Here is an 18,594-nt window from a genome sequence, read left to right on the forward strand (position 1 = left end):
GGAATATAATAGTATGCGTAAAATTTTTACTGTATTTAGTGCAATATCATTGTCAGTAATAATGATATTACCAATCATTGCTTGCAATAGTCAGTTTAATGATCCAAATATTTATCGAATAACTGTTGTAACTGATGGACATACTATTAATGATGCTTCTTTTAATGAATCATCATATAATGCTGCCCTCAAGTTTAAACAAGAGTTTAATGATTGAACACATAGTGATTATGTTGATCCTCAATATAAAAATAAAAGAGTTGAGGTTTCTTGAGATAATCCCCAATTAACTAATACTGATGATTTAATGACATCATATAATAAAGCAGTTTTCATAAACAGTAAAGTAATTATTGCTTCAGGATTTTTACATCATAATGCTTTGGTTAAAGCACAAAATACTATTTTAAAACATAAAGTGAAATTTATTTTTATTGATGGTGATACTCCAAAAAAAGAAGTACCAAAATCTAATAAACAATTGGCTGGTTTACTTTACAAAGCAGAACAATCAGGCTTTTTAGCCGGATTGGCAGGGGCAATATGGTTAACTGCTCATGCTAATCAATATGGTGGACTTGATAATTTAAAAATGTCAACCTATGGTGGACTTGATATTCCAGCAGTTACTAATTATATGTATGGTTATTATTGAACCCTACAATTTTTTAATAATAAATTTAAAAATAAAGAAGATGAAGAAAAATTAATATCATGAGTTAAAATTTTAAATTCAGATTTTAAAGAATCATTACCAAATATTAAATTTATAACTTCAGGTACTCAATTTAGTGGTGATTTTACTCAAGGTTCAAAAGGTTCACAAGCAATTAATGATGATCTTGCTCGACAAAAAACTAATATTATTTTTCCAGTAGCAGGACCACAAACCGAAGATACTTTATCATCATTAAAAAAATCTGGTCAAGGTAAAATTATTGGTGTTGATACAGATCAACAACTTCAATATCCACAATCTGCAGATAGGTTTATTACTTCTGCAGAAAAAGATTTAATTAGTTCAATTAAACTTATGCTCTGAAAATCAGTTGGTAAAACTGATCAGAATCCAGAGCATCCAACTGATCCAACTGCCGATCAAACATTTATTGATGATGCACCATACAGAGGTGGGCCTAATTTTACTGGAATAGCACCAAATAAAGCAATTAAAGATGGTGATAAAGATATTTACACACCATTAATGACAGAAACTACTAATTGATTAGATAAAATTTCTGCTGGATGACAAAAAGTACTCAATTTAAAAGATCATTATTGAATTAATGGTATTAAAAAAGAATATGATCCATTTAAATAATTAAGAGGGGTGATAAAATGCAAGTAAATATTGAAAAACAGAACTTACAATATGCTGTTGAAATGGAAGGTATTACTAAAGTTTTTTTAGATACTATTATTGCTAACAATAATATTTCTATTAAAATTAAAAAAGGAGAAATTCATGCTTTGGTTGGCGAGAATGGTGCAGGTAAATCGACACTAATGTCAATCTTATTTGGACTATATCAACCAACAAAAGGTATTATTAAAATTAATGGTAAAGAAGTAGTAATATCAGGACCAATTAGAGCAGGTGAATTAGGTATTGGAATGGTACATCAACATTTTAAATTAGTTGATAACTTCACTATTTTACAAAATATTATTTTAGGTAGTGAACCAGTTCATAAATGACAGTGAATTAATTATAAAAAAGCTAAATCTAAAATTTTAGAAATTTCAAAAAAATATAAATTAGACATTAAACTTAATTTAAAAATTGAGAATGCTAGTGTTGGTATGCAACAACGTGTTGAAATTTTAAAAGTTCTTTATCGTGGTGCTAGTATTATTGTACTTGATGAACCAACCGCGGTTTTAACACCACAAGAAATTACTAGTTTATTAACAATTATTGAAGAACTTAGACGTGATGGTAAAACTATTATTTTTATTAGTCATAAATTAGAAGAGGTTAAACAAGTTGCTGATAATGTTACAGTAATTCGTTTAGGTAAAGTTATTGAAACTTTTGAATCTAAGAGTAAAACTAAAGAAGAAATTGCTACTTTGATGGTTGGTAGAGATTTAGTTGATATTAGAAATCAAGGTAATGTTGTATTAGGGCCAGTATTATTAAAAATTGATAATTTATTTGTTCATAAAATTGGTAATAGGAAATCAATAATGGGTCTTTCTGATTTTAGTTTAGAAGTTAAGTCACGAGAAATTGTGGCTATTGCTGGTATTGAAGGTAATGGTCAAACTGAATTAATTTCAGCAATTACTGGTTTAATTAAGCCAGAAAAAGGTGATATTTTTTTTGGTAATAAGAATATGAAACACAGTTCAATTCAAAGTTTATATAAAAGTGGTTTAAGTCATATTCCTGAAGATCGTCATAAATATGGACTTGTTTTAGATTATAATGTTATTGATAATATGGTTTTACAAAATATTAGCGAATATCCTTTTTCTAAGCATGGTTTGATTCGCAGTAAAGCTATTCAATCTTATGCACAAAATATTATTAATAATTATGATGTTCGTGGTAGTAAAAGTGGTTTTGCTTTAGTTAGAGGTTTGTCAGGTGGTAATCAACAAAAAGCGGTTGTTGGTAGAGAATTAACAAGAAAACATAAAATTTTAGTTGTTGCTCAGCCAACACGTGGCTTGGATATTGGTGCTATTGAATATATTCATAGTCGTATTCTTGATGAAAAAAATGAAGGTAATGCAGTATTATTAATTTCTTATGAATTATCAGAAGTTATGTCATTAGCAGATCGAATTGTTGTTTTACATGGTGGTAAAATTACTGGTAATGTTAGTGCTAAAAATGTTACTCGTGAACAATTAGGATTAATGATGGCGGGACAAAAAATGTTAATGGAAGGAAATGAAGATAATGTTTAAACAAAAAACATGATTTTTAAAACGACGAAGTCGTTTATATCTTGGTTCAAAAGAAATGAATAGTAGTCTTACTAAATTTAAGGGTTCAATTTTTGCCATTATTTTTGGATTAATTATTGCTTGTTTTGTTATAATTGGTTCAGGTCAAAATGCTTTTACTTATTTTCAGTTGTTATTAACATATGCTTTTACAAGTTGGCCAGCTAATAATTGAGATAATACTTTAGTTTGATGAGCAATTTATATTGTAGCAGGATTAGCACTAGTTATTTCTTTCCGCTCAGGAATGTTTAATATTGGAGTTGCGGGTCAAATGTTAGCAGCAGGAGCTGTTGTTATCGCAATTGGTGTCCGTTATGACTTATCACAACCATTAGCTATAATTAGCGCGCTTTTTGCTGGAGTATTAGCAGCAATATTGGTGGCGTTGGTAACAGTGTTATTAAAAGTTTTTTTTAATGTTCATGAGGTTGTTACTTCTATTTTATTAAATTGAACAATTTGATATTTAGTAAAATGACTATTTAAAATCAATAAAGATTTATATGATGCTGATCATGGAACATCAGCAAGTATTCATGATAGTATGAGTATGAGTATTAATGGTTATAATTGTATACTACCATTATTAATTTCTATTATTTTAATAATAACAGTTTGATTCTTATTGAAAAAAACAACTTTAGGTTATAAAATTCGAACAGTAGGTTTAAATCCGTTTGCTGCGGTTTATAGTGGTATTAATCATAAACATTATTGCATAACATCATTTGTTATTTCAGGAGCATTAGCAGGAGTAATGGCTGTTATTTATTACATTGCCAAAAATCCTTCAATTAGTTTTTTAACTGATGATTTACCAACTATTGGTTTTGATAGTATAGCTGTTGCCTTAGTTGGTCAAATTAATCCAATAGGTGTTGTGGGTTCTGCTTTTCTTTGAGGTTTAATTAAGAGTGGTGGTTCAATTGGTTCAGTATTAACATTACCAACAGCAACTGGTGATATTATTTTTGGTGTTATTATTTATTCAGCTGCTTGTGCAGTTTTATTATCTCGTTTACAGCCAATTAAATTTTTAATTCGTTATTTAAATATAGCCTTTGATGGAGAAAAACGAAAAGTTACAAATAGTTTTATTGCCAAGATGTACTATCATTTTATTGAAAATTTTAAAATAAAGAGACAATATAATAAGTTAAAATCAGATTTAATTAAAGAAAAAAATAATAAAATTAATCACTTAAAGATAGAATATAATAAATCATTATCAGATTATGAGTCAAAAGTTAAAAATTTAAAACAAAATCTTTCACAAGAAATTAATAAATTGAAACAAGAATTAAGTGATCAATTAAAGTCATTAAAAAATCAATTAGTTAAAACTAATGATAAAAAATTAAAAGAACAATTAATTTTAAAAAAATGTCAACTTCAAATTACTTATAAAATTGAAATTAAGGAATTAATTAAAAAATATAAAATTGATAAAGAACAATTAAAAGGAAAATATAATAAATCATTATCAGATTATGAGTCAAAAGTTAAAAATTTAAAACAAAATCTTTCACAAGAAATTAATAAATTGAAACAAGAATTAAGTGATCAATTAAAGTCATTAAAAAATCAATTAGTTAAAACTAATGATAAAAAATTAAAAGAACAATTAATTTTAAAAAAATGTCAACTTCAAATTACTTATAAAATTGAAATTAAGGAATTAATTAAAAAATATAAAATTGATAAAGAACAATTAAAAGGAAAATATAATAAATCATTATCAGATTATGAGTCAAAAGTTAAAAATTTAAAACAAAATCTTTCACAAGAAATTAATAAATTGAAACAAGAATTAAGTGATCAATTAAAGTCATTAAAAAATCAATTAGTTAAAACTAATGATAAAAAATTAAAAGAACAATTAATTTTAAAAAAATGTCAACTTCAAATTACTTATAAAATTGATAAAGAACAATTAAAAGGAAAATATAATAAAATACTATGAGATGATAAGTCAGTAGTTAAAAATTTAAAACAAAATCTTTCGCAAGAAATTAATAAAGTTAATAGTGATATCAACTTACAGTTACAAGCAGTTATTAATAATAAAAATGATAAAGTTGATGTTAATTGAGCACAATTTTTCCAAGAAAATAAAGCTTTAAATCATTATATATATAAACAATATAATGCAATTTGAAAAAAAGGTAAAATTGGTAATTGAAATAATTTTCAACAAGAAATAAAAACGATTTATGGTGAAAGTTTAAATATGTATATTAATGAAAAAATGAAATATGAAAATAATGTTTATAATTATAAGCAAGATTTAATTCGAGAAATAGTATTATTAAAAAAACAAAAAGCAATATTAGATAAGTCAAGAGTAAAAGACTTAAAATTAAATCTTTATCGAGAAATTAATAAATTGAAACAAGAATTAAGTGATGAATTAAAGTCATTAAAAAATCAAACAGTTAAAACTGACGATAAAAAAATAAAAAAACAATTAATTTTAGCAAAACATCAACTTCAAACTAATTATAAAAATAATGTTAAAGAGTTAATTAAAAATTATAAAATTGACAAACAGCAATTAAAAAGTCAAATTATCCCAATTAATAGTAATATTAATATATTAACTAAACAATTTATTAAAAAAGCGGAAATTGAAAAGACAACTTTTATTAATAAATTTACTGATATATTTAAAAATGAACAACAAGCAATTATGAAAATAAAAACTGAAAGAACAGGAGGAAAAAGTTAATGGAAGCACTCAAAATAATTCTTGAACATTCTAGTTTAATTTTTGTTGTTTTAGTACTTGGTGCATTATCTGGATTAATTTCAGAACGTGCTGGTGTTGTTAATATTGGTATTGAAGGAATGATGACAATTGGTGCTCTTGCTTTTTCTTCATTTGGGAAAAATATAGGTGTTAATTGAGGTAATTGATCACAAATTGTTGCTTTATTAGTAGGTGGATTAGCGGGAATGGGATTTGCTTGTTTCCATGCTTTTGCATCAGTTACTTTAAAATCTGATCAAATTATTTCTGGCGTTGCAATTAATATTTTAGCAGCAGCAATTGCAGTTTTTGTTGTTCAGTTACCAGGGAATAATGGTTTTATTTCATTAACAAATATTTATCAATTACCAAAAATTGGTAATAATGAATTTTTTAATTTATATTTATTTTTAGCAATTATAGTTTTAGTAAGTATTGCTATTATTTTAAAATATACTAAATGAGGATTACATCATGTTGCGACTGGTGAAAATCCCAATGCGGTTGATGCTGCAGGAATTAATGTTATTAAACAACGATATGTTGCTGTATTATTATCTGGTTTTTTAGCAGGAATTGCTGGTGGTATTTTTCCAATGTATGCTAGTCAAACTTTTCGTGGGACAGTTAGTGGAAATGGTTTTATTGCTTTAGCTATTTTAATTTTTGGACAATGAAGGGTACCATTGATTACAATTGGTGCTGCCTTATTTGCTATTGTTGAAACAACAGGTGCCAGAATTACGTTTTTACCAAATATTCCTCAATGAATATCAAGTAATTCTGATGTATGGAATATATTGCCTTTTGTAACATCTTTATTAGTTTTAGTATTTACATCAAAATGAAGTAAAACACCAAAAGCATTGGGTATTGCTTTCAATAAATCTAAACGATAAAATTAGTTATTAATAATTTTAATGATGAATTAATTTTGAAATTAAATTTTACTTTTTTAGTAATATTTTCTAAGATTTAATTAAAAATATAATAAAAAATAAAAAATTTTATGGGTATTTTATACTATAAAATTTTTTATTTTATTAAGAATTTGAAAAAAATCGCAATAATACAGTTTTATTTATCAAAAAAATAAATATAATTTTTGATAGATAGAAAAAATGTGGTAAAAGTTTAAATTAAATTAAATTAATTATATTTAGAGGGGAAAAACATGAATAATGGAAGTATAGTTATTAATACAGTTTATTCATTTCAAATTAATGAAATAGTTAATAAACAATCTAATAAAGAAAAACAACAAGAATATAAAAAAGATTATATCAACTTAATAAGAAACGGGAAATGAAAAAAAGTAAAATATGATATCAAAAGAATAAAGAAAAAATGAGAGAATATGCTCAAAGGCCCGAAGTAAAAGCAAGAAATCGAGAATATAAACAAAGACCTGAAGTGAAAGCAAGGAGGAGAAAATATGATCAAGAGTTATATCAAAAGAATAAAGAAAAAATGAGAGAATATGCTCAAAGACCTGAAGTAAAAGCAATAAAGAAAAAATATGTTCAAAGGTTTGAAGTAAAATTGAAAAAGAAAGAATATACTCAAAGGTCTGAAGTAAAATTGAAAATGAGAGAATATGCTCAAAAACCCGAAGTGAAAATAAGAAAAAAAGAATATAGACAGACATTATATAAAACCAATAAAGAAGAGGAACTAAAAAATAATCAAAAAAGATATCAACTTAATAAAGAAAGAATACGACAATATGCTCAAAGACCTGAAGTAAAAGCAAAAAAACAAGAATATGATAAAAAAAGATATCAACTTAATAAGCAAAAAAAGCAAAAACAAAGAGAATTGCAATTTGATCGTGTTTTTAGTTCAAAACAAAATTTTGAATTGAGTAGTTTTAATTATAATAATGTTTATGATGAACAAGTTATAAAAGATGCATTAAATAATTTAGAGTTAGATCAATTAAATTTATTAGATAAATCCTTTAATTTTGTAGAAAAGTAATGATACATGATAAAGTGTTATTTTTAGAGAATTTTTAAACTAAATAATGTTACTTTTAACAAATTTTTAATTAAAAATAATATTTTAAGTGTAAATTGATGAATAATTTTTGGTCATCCATACTTTTCTACATAATTAAAAGATAAATCTATTGAACAGTTGTTAGTTGGTAAACCAACACTAAAACAAAATCTTTCGCAAGAAATTAATAAAGTTAATAGTGATATCAACTTACAGTTACAAGCAGTTATTAATAATAAAAATGATAAAGTTGATGTTAATTGAGCACAATTTTTCCAAGAAAATAAAGCTTTAAATCATTATATATATAAACAATATAATGCAATTTGAAAAAAAGGTAAAATTGGTAATTGAAATAATTTTCAACAAGAAATAAAAACGATTTATGGTGAAAGTTTAAATATGTATATTAATGAAAAAATGAAATATGAAAATAATGTTTATAATTATAAGCAAGATTTAATTCGAGAAATAGTATTATTAAAAAAACAAAAAGCAATATTAGATAAGTCAAGAGTAAAAGACTTAAAATTAAATCTTTATCGAGAAATTAATAAATTGAAACAAGAATTAAGTGATGAATTAAAGTCATTAAAAAATCAAACAGTTAAAACTGACGATAAAAAAATAAAAAAACAATTAATTTTAGCAAAACATCAACTTCAAACTAATTATAAAAATAATGTTAAAGAGTTAATTAAAAATTATAAAATTGACAAACAGCAATTAAAAAGTCAAATTATCCCAATTAATAGTAATATTAATATATTAACTAAACAATTTATTAAAAAAGCGGAAATTGAAAAGACAACTTTTATTAATAAATTTACTGATATATTTAAAAATGAACAACAAGCAATTATGAAAATAAAAACTGAAAGAACAGGAGGAAAAAGTTAATGGAAGCACTCAAAATAATTCTTGAACATTCTAGTTTAATTTTTGTTGTTTTAGTACTTGGTGCATTATCTGGATTAATTTCAGAACGTGCTGGTGTTGTTAATATTGGTATTGAAGGAATGATGACAATTGGTGCTCTTGCTTTTTCTTCATTTGGGAAAAATATAGGTGTTAATTGAGGTAATTGATCACAAATTGTTGCTTTATTAGTAGGTGGATTAGCGGGAATGGGATTTGCTTGTTTCCATGCTTTTGCATCAGTTACTTTAAAATCTGATCAAATTATTTCTGGCGTTGCAATTAATATTTTAGCAGCAGCAATTGCAGTTTTTGTTGTTCAGTTACCAGGGAATAATGGTTTTATTTCATTAACAAATATTTATCAATTACCAAAAATTGGTAATAATGAATTTTTTAATTTATATTTATTTTTAGCAATTATAGTTTTAGTAAGTATTGCTATTATTTTAAAATATACTAAATGAGGATTACATCATGTTGCGACTGGTGAAAATCCCAATGCGGTTGATGCTGCAGGAATTAATGTTATTAAACAACGATATGTTGCTGTATTATTATCTGGTTTTTTAGCAGGAATTGCTGGTGGTATTTTTCCAATGTATGCTAGTCAAACTTTTCGTGGGACAGTTAGTGGAAATGGTTTTATTGCTTTAGCTATTTTAATTTTTGGACAATGAAGGGTACCATTGATTACAATTGGTGCTGCCTTATTTGCTATTGTTGAAACAACAGGTGCCAGAATTACGTTTTTACCAAATATTCCTCAATGAATATCAAGTAATTCTGATGTATGGAATATATTGCCTTTTGTAACATCTTTATTAGTTTTAGTATTTACATCAAAATGAAGTAAAACACCAAAAGCATTGGGTATTGCTTTCAATAAATCTAAACGATAAAATTAGTTATTAATAATTTTAATGATGAATTAATTTTGAAATTAAATTTTACTTTTTTAGTAATATTTTCTAAGATTTAATTAAAAATATAATAAAAAATAAAAAATTTTATGGGTATTTTATACTATAAAATTTTTTATTTTATTAAGAATTTGAAAAAAATCGCAATAATACAGTTTTATTTATCAAAAAAATAAATATAATTTTTGATAGATAGAAAAAATGTGGTAAAAGTTTAAATTAAATTAAATTAATTATATTTAGAGGGGAAAAACATGAATAATGGAAGTATAGTTATTAATACAGTTTATTCATTTCAAATTAATGAAATAGTTAATAAACAATCTAATAAAGAAAAACAACAAGAATATAAAAAAGATTATATCAACTTAATAAGAAACGGGAAATGAAAAAAAGTAAAATATGATATCAAAAGAATAAAGAAAAAATGAGAGAATATGCTCAAAGGCCCGAAGTAAAAGCAAGAAATCGAGAATATAAACAAAGACCTGAAGTGAAAGCAAGGAGGAGAAAATATGATCAAGAGTTATATCAAAAGAATAAAGAAAAAATGAGAGAATATGCTCAAAGACCTGAAGTAAAAGCAATAAAGAAAAAATATGTTCAAAGGTTTGAAGTAAAATTGAAAAAGAAAGAATATACTCAAAGGTCTGAAGTAAAATTGAAAATGAGAGAATATGCTCAAAAACCCGAAGTGAAAATAAGAAAAAAAGAATATAGACAGACATTATATAAAACCAATAAAGAAGAGGAACTAAAAAATAATCAAAAAAGATATCAACTTAATAAAGAAAGAATACGACAATATGCTCAAAGACCTGAAGTAAAAGCAAAAAAACAAGAATATGATAAAAAAAGATATCAACTTAATAAGCAAAAAAAGCAAAAACAAAGAGAATTGCAATTTGATCGTGTTTTTAGTTCAAAACAAAATTTTGAATTGAGTAGTTTTAATTATAATAATGTTTATGATGAACAAGTTATAAAAGATGCATTAAATAATTTAGAGTTAGATCAATTAAATTTATTAGATAAATCCTTTAATTTTGTAGAAAAGTAATGATACATGATAAAGTGTTATTTTTAGAGAATTTTTAAACTAAATAATGTTACTTTTAACAAATTTTTAATTAAAAATAATATTTTAAGTGTAAATTGATGAATAATTTTTGGTCATCCATACTTTTCTACATAATTAAAAGATAAATCTATTGAACAGTTGTTAGTTGGTAAACCAACACTAAAACAAAATTTGTTATTAAATAGTGAAAATTTCTCATTTAATTTAATTTATGATGATGTGTATGATGAGCAAGTTATAAAAGATGCATTAAATAATTTAGAATTAGATCAATTAAATTTATTAGATAAATCTATTGAACAGTTATTAGTTGGTAAAAAAATATCGGAACAAAATATTCATTGAAATAATAGTATTGTAGTTACAAGTAACTTAGATAGTGATATTTATGATTATAATTTATCAACTGGACTTATTCCTTAATTAATTTTAAAGTATTAATAATAATTTGTTTAAGTTTAAACTAAGACTTTTATTTATCAAAAAAAATAAATATAATTTTTGATAGATAGAAAAAATATGGTAAAAGTTTAAATAAAATTTAATTAATTATGTTTATAGGGGGAGCAAAGCATATGGATAATGAAAGTATAGTTATTAATGTACCTTATTTATTTCAAAAAAATAAAGAAAAAAGACAAGAATATAATCAAAGACCTGAAGTGAAAACAAGGAGTAGAGAATATAGAAAAAAATGATATCAGCTTAATAAAGAACTGGAACTAAAAAATAGTAAATTATAATATCAACGCAATAAAGAAAGGCAACAAGAATATAAACAAAGGCCTGAAGTGAAAGCAAGGAGGAAGGAAAATTATCAAAAACCTGAAGTAAAAGCAAGAAAACGAGAATATGATCAAAGACCCGAAGTGAAAACAAGGAGGAGAGAATATAGAAAAAAATGATATCAGCTTAATAAGCAAAAAAAGCAAAAACAAAGAGAATTACAATCTGGTTATGTTTTTAGTTCAAAACAAAATTTTGAGTTAAGCAATTTTAATTGTGATGATATGTGTAGTGAACAAATAAAAAATATTGCATCAGATGTTTTAGAATTACAACTTTATTCAGAAACACAAGAAACAGAATTAGATAAGTTGTTAGAACCTGTTTAGAATCTTTTTAATAAAACTGAAATAAATGAAAGAACAACCATTTGTAAACTAGTATTTAGTTTTCTTTCACAATTTTTTCATAATCTTCTGTATTTTTCTAATCAAGCAAAGCTTCGTTCTACAATTCATCTTTTTGGTAATACTACAAAAGTATGTAATTCATTACGTTTTATCACTTCAACATTTGCATTTATGATTGTTTTGATTTCAGAAGCAAATTTTTCACCAGTATAACCAGCATCTACTATTATTTTTTGAACTGCAGAAAGATTTTCTTTTTCATTTTCAATCATTATTATAGCGCTATTACGATCTGTTTTTTCCTTTAATTTTGTAGAAAAGTAATGATACATGATAAAGTGTTATTTTTAGAGAATTTTTACACTAAATAATGTTACTTTTAACAAATTTTTAATTAAAAATAATATTTTAAGTGTAAATTGATGAATAATTTTTGGTCATCCATACTTTTCTACATAATTAAAAGTTTTTTCGGCAATGTTTAGTAATCTGTGTAACTTACAAAAATAACTATGTTTAATTAATTCTAGTAAATATAATTAAATGACTAGAAAGAGTGAGTTACAGATGGCTAAAAAACAAAATATTAATAATAATGATCCAATATCAAAAGCAGTAGATTTATTATTAGAAAATACTGAAGATTTAACAACAGTTTTTAAAGAAGGGGGTTTATATAAAGAATTAACAAAACGTTTAGTTGAAAAAATGTTGAATTCTGAAATGCAAAATTATTTAGGATATGAAAAAAATCAACATAGTAATACTGAAAATGCTCGTAATGGTACAAGTTCAAAAAAATTAATAACTCAACAAGGTAAAATTGAGATTGATGTACCAAGAGATCGCAATAGTGATTTTACTCCTGTAATAGTTGCAAAAAGACAGCGAAGATTTGATGGTTTTGATCAACAAGTGCTTTCACTATATGCAAAAGGTATGACTCTATCTGACATTAGAATGCAGTTACAAGAGTTATATCATGGTGCTGATATTAGTGAAAGTGTTATTAGTCAAATTACTGATGATGTTATTGATGATGTCAAAACATGACAAAATCGACCATTAGAAAGCATTTATCCGATTGTTTATTTTGATTGTATAGTAGTTAAAGTTCGACAAGATAAACGGATTATTAATAAATCAGTTTATATAGCATTAGGAGTTGATTTAGAAGGTAAAAAAGATGTTTTAGGCTTATGAATTAGTGAAAATGAAGGTGCTAAATTTTGATTAGCTAATTTCACAGAAATGAAAAATCGAGGCTTAAATGATATTTTGATTGCTTGTAGTGATAATTTAACAGGCATGTCAGAAGCAATACAAGCAGTTTATCCTAAAACAGAACATCAATTATGCATTGTTCATCAAATTCGAAATAGTTTAAAATATGTTTCATACAAACATCGAAAAACTCTAGTTACAGATTTAAAACCAATTTATAGTGCATGTAGTGAAGAACAAGCAATGCAAGCTTTAGAATCATTTGAAAGTAAATGAAATAAACAATATCCCCAAATTGCTAAATCTTGATATAAAAATTGAGAAAATTTGATGATTTTTATTAGTTATCCTGCAGAAATCAAAAGAGTAATTTATACAACAAATGCTATTGAATCTGTTAATAGTCAATTACGAAAAGTTATTAGAAACAAAAAAGCTTTTCCTAATGATATGTCAGTTTTTAAAATATTTTATTTAGCAATTGAAAATATAACAAAAAAATGAACATTGCCTATTCAAAATTGAAATACAGCAATTGCTCATTTTATGATAAAATTTGAAGATAGAATTAATCTGAACTAGTACTTTGTAAAACAAAGATACACAGATTTCTAAAAAGCCTCGTTTTTTCTGCTGTGGTTATGTAAATTGCATGTGGTAAACCTTGAGAATCAACAACAATATGACGTTTTATGCCTGAAATCTTTTTACCAGCATCATAACCTTTATTTTCAGTAGTATCTGTATTTTTAACACTTTGCGAATCAATTATACAAAAACTAGTTTGTTCTTTGCGATTATTATTGATACGAACTTTTTTAACTAATTTTTTTTAAAATTAATTGCAATACACTAGGTTCTTTACCATTATTTTTACTTCAAATTTGAAAATAATAATATACAGTTTGTCATTTTGGAAAATTTTTTGGTAGCATTCTTCATTGACAACCACTTTTTAATACATATAAAATTGCACAAAATACTTCATATAAATCTAAACTTCTTGGTTTTGTTTTCTTTTTGCTATTTTCTAAAATTGATTTTATGTTCTCAAATTGTTCTTTGGTGACATGACTTGGATAATTTTTATGCATATATACCTCTTATTTTAAAATATATAATCATTTTACATTATTTTCGAAAAGATTCTAAACAGGTTCTTATATAAACTTAATAAAGAACAGAAACTAAAAAATAATGAAAAATGATATAAAAAAAATAAAGAAAAAAAATTAGAGTATAATCAAAATTCTGAAGTAAAGATAAGAATGCAAGAATATGATAAAAAAAGATATCAACTTATTAAAGAAAAACAAAAAAAATATGTTCAAATGCCTGAAGTGAAAGCAAGAAGGAAAGAATATAAACAAAGGCCAGAAGTGAAAGTAAGAACCTGTTTAGAATCTTTTTAATAAAACTGAAATAAATGAAAGAACAACCATTTGTAAACTAGTATTTAGTTTTCTTTCACAATTTTTTTTTAATTATGTAGAAAAGTATGGATGACCAAAAATTATTCATCAATTTACACTTAAAATATTATTTTTAATTAAAAATTTGTTAAAAGTAACATTATTTAGTGTAAAAATTCTCTAAAAATAACACTTTATCATGTATCATTACTTTTCTACAAAATTAAAGCAATTTTTTCATAATCTTCTGTATTTTTCTAATCAAGCAAAGCTTCGTTCTACAATTCATCTTTTTGGTAATACTACAAAAGTATGTAATTCATTACGTTTTATCACTTCAACATTTGCATTTATGATTGTTTTGATTTCAGAAGCAAATTTTTCACCAGTATAACCAGCATCTACTATTATTTTTTGAACTGCAGAAAGATTTTCTTTTTCATTTTCAATCATTATTATAGCGCTATTACGATCTGTTTTTTCTGCTGTGGTTATGTAAATTGCATGTGGTAAACCTTGAGAATCAACAACAATATGACGTTTTATGCCTGAAATCTTTTTACCAGCATCATAACCTTTATTTTCAGTAGTATCTGTATTTTTAACACTTTGCGAATCAATTATACAAAAACTAGTTTGTTCTTTGCGATTATTATTGATACGAACTTTTTTAACTAATTTTTTTTAAAATTAATTGCAATACACTAGGTTCTTTACCATTATTTTTACTTCAAATTTGAAAATAATAATATACAGTTTGTCATTTTGGAAAATTTTTTGGTAGCATTCTTCATTGACAACCACTTTTTAATACATATAAAATTGCACAAAATACTTCATATAAATCTAAACTTCTTGGTTTTGTTTTCTTTTTGCTATTTTCTAAAATTGATTTTATGTTCTCAAATTGTTCTTTGGTGACATGACTTGGATAATTTTTATGCATATATACCTCTTATTTTAAAATATATAATCATTTTACATTATTTTCGAAAAGATTCTAAACAGGTTCTAAGAAATCGAGAATATGCTCAAAGACCTGAAGTAAAAGAAAAAAAACGAGAATATGATAAAAAAAGATATCAACGCAAGAAAGAACAAATACAAGAATATTTTAAAAAATCTGAAGTGAAGGCAAGAAAGCAAGAATATAATAAAAAATGATGTCATCAAAATAAAGAAAAAATAAAAGAGTATGTTCAAAGGCCAGAAGTGAAGGCAAGAATGAAAGAATATAATAAAAAATGATATCAATGCTATAAAGAAAAAAAGCAAAAACAAAGAGAATTGCAATCTAGTCATGTTTCTACTTTAAAACAAAATTTTGATTTAAGCAGTTTTAATTGTGATGATATGTGTAGTGAACAAATAAAAAATATTGCATGAGATGTTTTAGAATTACAACTTTATTCAGAAACACAAGAAACAGAATTAGATAAGTTGTTAGAGGAAAAAGAATTTGAATATATGGCTAATGAAGAACAAAGTTCGGTACTAAGTAGTGAAAATTTGTCATCTAATTTAATTTTTGATGATATGTGTGATGAACAAATTATAAAAGATATATCAAATAATTTAGAATTAGATCAATCTATTGAACAATTGTTACTTAGTGAAAAAATAGCAGAACAAAACTTTGAATGAAATAATAGTATTCTATTTGCAAGTAATTTAGATAGTGATATTTATGATTATAATTCAGTAACGAGACTTATTCCTTAATTAAATATTAATTTTAATTGTTAATTTTTACTTAAACTTAAAAAAATAAAATTTTATAGTTGAATTTTTGGGAAACACAAAGTACTTTTTTAATTACAAAACAAGTCTAGTGTAAAATAATTAGGTATAGGAATATTGGGGGTGTTTATTTTATGGCATTATTAGTGGCACATCGTGGATTTCGTTCTACAGAAGGTGAAAATCGAATCATTGATTTCCAAAATGCTTTGAAAATTTGCCAAGCAGTAGAGTTTGATATTCGATTAACAAAAGATAATAAAGTAATTATTTTTCATGATGATACATTTGAAAGAATTGCCAATAATAAAAGTGAGGTTAGTAGTTTATTATATGAAGAAATTATTAATTTGGAATTTTTTAAAAATAATAAAGAATGAATTCCACCATTATTTAATGATTTTATTGAAAAATTAAGTAAAAATTATCAAATGATTAATGTTGAAATTAAAGAAGAAATTAATCGTAAATATACCTCAAATCAATTAATGGTTATTTTTTCAGAAATTAAAAAATTAGAAAAAAAAAGTAAAGCCGAAATTATTGTTTCTTCATTTAATCACCAGTTATTAAACGAAATTGTTAAAAGAATTAAATATCCTATGAAAAAAGGTTATTTATTTGAAAATAAAAATGATTTTAGTGAGAGGTATATTAAAAACTTTGATTATTTGCATACTTCAATTTCCGTAGTTTTAGATTTTGAAATGATTAGTAAGTTAAAAAAATTAAAAAAACCGTTAAATATATGAACATTTAAGAGTGATGAAGAAGCTGTGAAGATAAATGAAATCTATGGTAATCAAGTAGCTGGCTATATTAGTGATAATCCTAAATTATTATGAAAGCAGAAAAATAAATAATGAAGATATTTTTAAGTAAATGTTGAAAAAGTTTTACGCACAACTTGGATAGTAAAACTATTTTGATTATTAGCATTTTAGCTTTATCTGATTTATTTGTTTTTAGTGGAGTGCTTTATTTACGATATATTATTCCTAACTTTAATCAGTATATTAATTTAAATCAAGATGAGTTTGATTTTGTTGTTGCTATTTATGGTTTTGTTGCTCTTATTTCTAGAATTCCAGGCGGTTGACTTACTGATCGTTTTAGTGCAAAAAAAATAATGATAGTATCACTTATAATAACTGGATTATGTGGTTTATGATGAACATTAATAATTCAACTTAATATGGATAAAAATATACGAATGATTCAATTGTATATTATTTATACAATATGGGGTATTTCGATTGCGGGACTTTTTTGAGCACCACTTTGAAAATTAGTATCACAGAATGTAACAAAAGAACAACAAGGTGTTGCTTATGGTCTTGAAGGCACAGTTTTGGGATTATTTGGTTTAATTTTTATTGCTGGAATTGCAACAGGAATAACAATTTTAACTAAAAATTTACAAAATCAGTATGGTCAAAATGATTTTATTACAAAAATACCATTTTTAGTTTTTGCTTATTTTATTTGTGGTATGGTACTTATAATGGCATTATTAGTTTGAATATTTATTCCTAATAAAAAACGTGAAGAAACAGAAATTATTTGAAAAGAAAAAATAATTTCACTATTTCAACCAATGAAATTTTTACGAGTTTGACTTTGTGGTATTTTTGTTTTTGGAATGTACATGTTCCAGTCTACTTTTGCATATTATATGAAAGATGCTTTAACAGAAGTTGGTGTTACTGTTGGTGTAGTAACTATTCTTGGTGGAATTCGTTCATATGGTTTAAGATTTTTAGTTGCTAGTCCAATTGGTCGTTGAGCTGATAAGTGAAAGTCTTACGTTTTGGGTTTAATATTTTTATTATTAGTTGGAATGATTGCATGTTCTTTATATGTAGTTATCCCTGGTTGAGGTAATGCTTGATTTTTACAGTCATCAAAAGCAGTTCAAATTTTATTTCAATTTATAATGTGTTTACTTTTTATGTTTATTGGTTGTGTAGGTTGAGCATTATTGACGTTAAGATTTGTTCAAGTTGGAGAATTACCAATGGAAAAAAATAGTTATGCTAGTACAATATCATTAATTTCTTGAATTGCTTTTACTCCAGATGCTTGATTTAATTATGTTGCTTCAGCCATTGGAAAATTGCCAAATAATTCTTATGTGGTTGATGGTCATCGAAATTATTCATTGCAGGGAATTCAAATTTTATTAATTATTGCTATCGTTTGTGTTTTAGTTGGTTTAATTGCCGGAATAATTATTTATATTTTAAATAAACGAGAGTTAAAGAAACTAAATAAAACTTCATTTCGTTTTCGTGAGTTAGGAAACGTTTAATTATTTAATTTAATTAAATGATAATATTTTATAAAACTTGAAAATAAGTATATTAAAGATTCTCTTATAAAAGAGAAACATATCATTATTTACATTTTCTTCTTTTTGGTTTATAATAATTTCATGAATTAATTTAGT

Annotated in this window: 18 protein-coding genes and 5 pseudogenes; 18 read left to right on the forward strand and 5 right to left on the reverse strand. The window is 24.5% G+C overall.

The window, feature by feature from the left end:
- Positions 1 to 13: 13 nt before the first annotated feature.
- The 6 genes from AAHH39_RS01830 (at position 14) to AAHH39_RS01855 (ending at position 7,690) form a co-directional block, all read left to right on the forward strand.
- Positions 14 to 1,321: a BMP family ABC transporter substrate-binding protein gene (locus AAHH39_RS01830; protein WP_342218634.1), complete on the forward strand. Its 1,308-nt coding sequence runs from the start codon at positions 14 to 16 to the stop codon at positions 1,319 to 1,321.
- A 17-nt stretch (positions 1,322 to 1,338) separates the two neighbouring features.
- Entirely contained in the window at positions 1,339 to 2,919 is a 1,581-nt protein-coding gene (locus AAHH39_RS01835; RefSeq protein ID WP_342218635.1) for an ABC transporter ATP-binding protein, read from the forward strand.
- A complete protein-coding gene (locus AAHH39_RS01840) occupies positions 2,912 to 5,689 on the forward strand; it encodes an ABC transporter permease subunit (protein WP_342218636.1) in 2,778 nt (925 codons plus the stop codon). Before AAHH39_RS01835 ends, AAHH39_RS01840 begins: the two co-directional genes overlap by 8 nt.
- Positions 5,689 to 6,609 (forward strand): ABC transporter permease, encoded by a 921-nt coding sequence (locus AAHH39_RS01845; protein ID WP_342218637.1) that lies wholly within the window; start codon positions 5,689 to 5,691, stop codon positions 6,607 to 6,609. Before AAHH39_RS01840 ends, AAHH39_RS01845 begins: the two co-directional genes overlap by 1 nt.
- Positions 6,610 to 6,884: 275 nt before the next feature.
- Positions 6,885 to 7,088 (forward strand): hypothetical protein, encoded by a 204-nt coding sequence (locus tag AAHH39_RS01850; protein ID WP_342218638.1) that lies wholly within the window; start codon positions 6,885 to 6,887, stop codon positions 7,086 to 7,088.
- Positions 7,016 to 7,690, forward strand: coding sequence for a hypothetical protein (locus AAHH39_RS01855; protein WP_342218639.1), 675 nt, complete (start codon positions 7,016 to 7,018; stop codon positions 7,688 to 7,690). Before AAHH39_RS01850 ends, AAHH39_RS01855 begins: the two co-directional genes overlap by 73 nt.
- A gap of 23 nt (positions 7,691 to 7,713) precedes the next feature.
- Here AAHH39_RS01855 and AAHH39_RS13225 read toward each other — a convergent pair.
- Positions 7,714 to 7,845 (reverse strand): annotated as a pseudogene (locus tag AAHH39_RS13225) (IS30 family transposase); the annotation flags it as partial.
- A 4-nt stretch (positions 7,846 to 7,849) separates the two neighbouring features.
- Here AAHH39_RS13225 and AAHH39_RS01860 point away from each other — a divergent pair.
- The 4 genes from AAHH39_RS01860 to AAHH39_RS01875 all read left to right on the forward strand — a co-directional run bounded on the left by AAHH39_RS01860 (position 7,850) and on the right by AAHH39_RS01875 (position 10,612).
- Positions 7,850 to 8,611 carry a hypothetical protein gene (locus tag AAHH39_RS01860; protein WP_342218640.1) on the forward strand — a complete coding sequence of 254 codons (762 nt, stop codon included), beginning with the start codon at positions 7,850 to 7,852 and terminating at the stop codon, positions 8,609 to 8,611.
- Positions 8,611 to 9,531: an ABC transporter permease gene (locus AAHH39_RS01865; RefSeq protein WP_342218637.1), complete on the forward strand. Its 921-nt coding sequence runs from the start codon at positions 8,611 to 8,613 to the stop codon at positions 9,529 to 9,531. Before AAHH39_RS01860 ends, AAHH39_RS01865 begins: the two co-directional genes overlap by 1 nt.
- A 275-nt stretch (positions 9,532 to 9,806) precedes the next feature.
- Positions 9,807 to 10,010: a hypothetical protein gene (locus AAHH39_RS01870; RefSeq protein ID WP_342218638.1), complete on the forward strand. Its 204-nt coding sequence runs from the start codon at positions 9,807 to 9,809 to the stop codon at positions 10,008 to 10,010.
- Positions 9,938 to 10,612, forward strand: a complete 675-nt coding sequence (locus AAHH39_RS01875) for a hypothetical protein (protein ID WP_342218639.1) — start codon at positions 9,938 to 9,940, stop codon at positions 10,610 to 10,612. Before AAHH39_RS01870 ends, AAHH39_RS01875 begins: the two co-directional genes overlap by 73 nt.
- Positions 10,613 to 10,635: 23 nt before the next feature.
- Here AAHH39_RS01875 and AAHH39_RS13230 read toward each other — a convergent pair.
- Positions 10,636 to 10,767 (reverse strand): annotated as a pseudogene (locus AAHH39_RS13230) (IS30 family transposase); the annotation flags it as partial.
- 4 nt (positions 10,768 to 10,771) lie between these two features.
- Between AAHH39_RS13230 and AAHH39_RS01880 the strand changes: the two are divergent.
- The 3 genes from AAHH39_RS01880 (at position 10,772) to AAHH39_RS01890 (ending at position 11,748) form a co-directional block, all read left to right on the forward strand.
- Positions 10,772 to 11,056 carry a hypothetical protein gene (locus AAHH39_RS01880; protein WP_342218641.1) on the forward strand — a complete coding sequence of 95 codons (285 nt, stop codon included), beginning with the start codon at positions 10,772 to 10,774 and terminating at the stop codon, positions 11,054 to 11,056.
- 152 nt (positions 11,057 to 11,208) lie between these two features.
- Positions 11,209 to 11,376, forward strand: a complete 168-nt coding sequence (locus AAHH39_RS01885; RefSeq protein ID WP_342218642.1) for a hypothetical protein — start codon at positions 11,209 to 11,211, stop codon at positions 11,374 to 11,376.
- Positions 11,377 to 11,424: 48 nt separating this feature from the next.
- Complete coding sequence (locus AAHH39_RS01890; RefSeq protein WP_342218643.1) at positions 11,425 to 11,748, forward strand: hypothetical protein; 324 nt, start codon at positions 11,425 to 11,427, stop codon at positions 11,746 to 11,748.
- Here the strand turns inward: AAHH39_RS01890 and AAHH39_RS01895 are convergent.
- Positions 11,745 to 12,068, reverse strand: a pseudogene (locus AAHH39_RS01895) (transposase); the annotation flags it as partial. The gene AAHH39_RS01890 and the pseudogene AAHH39_RS01895 overlap by 4 nt on opposite strands.
- A gap of 268 nt (positions 12,069 to 12,336) precedes the next feature.
- On the opposite strand from AAHH39_RS01895, the gene AAHH39_RS01900 reads away from it, so the two are divergent.
- A complete protein-coding gene (locus AAHH39_RS01900; protein WP_342219300.1) occupies positions 12,337 to 13,575 on the forward strand; it encodes an IS256 family transposase in 1,239 nt (412 codons plus the stop codon).
- A 40-nt stretch (positions 13,576 to 13,615) separates the two neighbouring features.
- On the opposite strand, the pseudogene AAHH39_RS01905 reads toward AAHH39_RS01900, so the two are convergent.
- Positions 13,616 to 14,087: pseudogene (locus AAHH39_RS01905) on the reverse strand (IS5 family transposase); the annotation flags it as partial.
- A gap of 174 nt (positions 14,088 to 14,261) precedes the next feature.
- Between AAHH39_RS01905 and AAHH39_RS01910 the strand changes: the two are divergent.
- Positions 14,262 to 14,405, forward strand: coding sequence for a hypothetical protein (locus AAHH39_RS01910; protein ID WP_342218644.1), 144 nt, complete (start codon positions 14,262 to 14,264; stop codon positions 14,403 to 14,405).
- A 228-nt stretch (positions 14,406 to 14,633) separates the two neighbouring features.
- Here the strand turns inward: AAHH39_RS01910 and AAHH39_RS01915 are convergent.
- A pseudogene (locus tag AAHH39_RS01915) lies at positions 14,634 to 15,351 on the reverse strand (IS5 family transposase); the annotation flags it as partial.
- On the opposite strand from AAHH39_RS01915, the gene AAHH39_RS01920 reads away from it, so the two are divergent.
- The 3 genes from AAHH39_RS01920 (at position 15,333) to AAHH39_RS01930 (ending at position 18,456) form a co-directional block, all read left to right on the forward strand.
- Positions 15,333 to 16,127: a hypothetical protein gene (locus tag AAHH39_RS01920; protein WP_342218645.1), complete on the forward strand. Its 795-nt coding sequence runs from the start codon at positions 15,333 to 15,335 to the stop codon at positions 16,125 to 16,127. The pseudogene AAHH39_RS01915 and the gene AAHH39_RS01920 overlap by 19 nt on opposite strands.
- A gap of 152 nt (positions 16,128 to 16,279) precedes the next feature.
- The gene (locus AAHH39_RS01925; protein WP_342218646.1) at positions 16,280 to 17,008 is read left to right on the forward strand and encodes a glycerophosphodiester phosphodiesterase family protein; all 729 of its coding nucleotides are present in this window, start codon (positions 16,280 to 16,282) and stop codon (positions 17,006 to 17,008) included.
- A 44-nt stretch (positions 17,009 to 17,052) separates the two neighbouring features.
- Positions 17,053 to 18,456 carry an MFS transporter gene (locus AAHH39_RS01930; RefSeq protein ID WP_342218647.1) on the forward strand — a complete coding sequence of 468 codons (1,404 nt, stop codon included), beginning with the start codon at positions 17,053 to 17,055 and terminating at the stop codon, positions 18,454 to 18,456.
- The last annotated feature ends 138 nt before the right edge of the window (positions 18,457 to 18,594 follow it).

Origin of the sequence: Spiroplasma endosymbiont of Amphimallon solstitiale (assembly GCF_964030965.1) — a bacterium.
Lineage (GTDB): Bacteria > Bacillota_I > Bacilli_A > Mycoplasmatales > VBWQ01 > Spiroplasma_E.